Here is a 2073-nt window from a genome sequence, read left to right on the forward strand (position 1 = left end):
GAAGCCGCCGCGTGAGCGAGTGGTGGAGGCTGTGGGAGTGAGAATGCAGGCATGAGTAGCGAATCACACGTGAGAAACGTGTGCGCCGGATGACCAAGGGTTCCTGGGGCAGGCTAATCCGCCCAGGGTAAGTCGGGACCTAAGGCGAGGCCGACAGGCGTAGTCGATGGACAACGGGTTGATATTCCCGTACCCGCTGGTATGCGCCAACGCTGAATCCGCTGATGCTAACCGTCTGATCCGGCCTTACCTGCTCCTTCGGGGGTGGGGGGTGTCCGGGGAACACGGGACCCGAGGTGGTAGTAGGTGAGCGATGGGGTGACGCAGGAGGGTAGCTCAGCCCGGGCGATGGTTGTCCCGGGGTAAGCCTGTAGCCCGCACCATAGGTAAATCCGTGGTGCATTTAAGGGTGAGAGGTGATGCCGAGCCGTTTTAGGTGAAGTGAGTGATCCCATGCTGCCGAGAAAAGCCTCTAGTGAGTGTACCGGCGGCCCGTACCCCAAACCGACTCAGGTGGTCAGGTAGAGAATACCAAGGCGATCGGGTGAACTGTGGTTAAGGAACTCGGCAAATTGCCCCCGTAACTTTGGGAGAAGGGGGACCATGCCCGGTGACCGGCTTTACGTCGTGAGCTGGGGGTGGTCGCAGAGGCCAGGGGGAAGCGACTGTTTACTAAAAACACAGGTCCGTGCGAAGTCGTAAGACGCTGTATACGGACTGACGCCTGCCCGGTGCCGGAACGTTAAGAGGACCGGTTAGATCCCGTAAGGGGTCGAAGCTGAGAATCTAAGCGCCGGTAAACGGCGGTGGTAACTATAACCATCCTAAGGTAGCGAAATTCCTTGTCGGGTAAGTTCCGACCTGCACGAATGGCGTAACGACTTCCCCGCTGTCTCAACCACAGGCCCGGCGAAATTGCAGTACGAGTAAAGATGCTCGTTTCGCGCAGCAGGACGGAAAGACCCCGGGACCTTCACTACAGCTTGGCATTGGCGTTTGGAACGGTTTGTGTAGGATAGGTGGGAGACTGTGAAGCATGCACGCCAGTGTGTGTGGAGTCATTGGTGAAATACCACTCTGGTCGTTTTGAGCGTCTAACCCGCACCCGTGGATCCGGGTGGGGGACAGTGCCTGGTGGGTAGTTTAACTGGGGCGGTTGCCTCCCAAAGAGTAACGGAGGCGCCCAAAGGTTCCCTCAGCCTGGTTGGCAATCAGGTGGCGAGTGCAAGGGCACAAGGGAGCTTGACTGTGAGACAGACATGTCGAGCAGGTGCGAAAGCAGGGCCTAGTGATCCGGCACCGACGTGTGGAAGTGGTGTCGCTCAACGGCTAAAAGGTACCCCGGGGATAACAGGCTGATCTTCCCCAAGAGTCCATATCGACGGGATGGTTTGGCACCTCGATGTCGGCTCGTCGCATCCTGGGGCTGGAGTAGGTCCCAAGGGTTGGGCTGTTCGCCCATTAAAGCGGCACGCGAGCTGGGTTTAGAACGTCGCGAGACAGTTCGGTCCCTATCCGCTGCGCGCGTAGGAGAATTGAGAGGATCTGTCCCTAGTACGAGAGGACCGGGACGGACGAACCTCTGGTGTGCCAGTTGTCCCGCCAGGGGCACGGCTGGTTGGCTACGTTCGGCAGGGATAACCGCTGAAAGCATCTAAGCGGGAAGCCTTCCTCAAGATGAGTTCTCCCCACCCTTGTGGTGGTAAGGCCCCCAACAGACTATTGGGTTGATAGGCCGGAGATGGAAGCACGGTAACGTGTGGAGTCGACCGGTACTAATAGGCCGAGTGGCTTGAACACACTGAACGTTCAAACTGATCGAAACAGCTGCGAGAAAGCTTGCGTCCCTGTGTGGTTCCCGAACAACAAACGGGCAACCGCAAACAACAACATACCGAGCCTGACGGTTCGGACGCTGAATTTGCCGACCACCCCTGGTGGTCGCGCGTGAGGCGTTCGGTGGTTATGGCGAGGGGGAAACACCCGGTCCCATCCCGAACCCGGAAGTTAAGCCCTTCAGCGCCGATGGTACTGCACGGGAGACTGTGTGGGAGAGTAGGACACCGCCGGACA

The 2073-nt window shown here is 58.6% G+C and carries 2 rRNA genes; both read left to right on the forward strand.

The annotated features are described in order from the left end of the window. A 23S ribosomal RNA gene (locus J4573_RS53345) occupies window positions 1-1800 on the forward strand; the annotation flags it as partial. A gap of 155 nt (window positions 1801-1955) precedes the next feature. After that, window positions 1956-2072: ribosomal RNA gene (rrf, locus tag J4573_RS53350) — 5S ribosomal RNA — on the forward strand. The last annotated feature ends 1 nt before the right edge of the window (window position 2073 follow it).

Source organism: Actinomadura barringtoniae, assembly GCF_017573505.1.
GTDB lineage: Bacteria > Actinomycetota > Actinomycetes > Streptosporangiales > Streptosporangiaceae > Spirillospora > Spirillospora barringtoniae.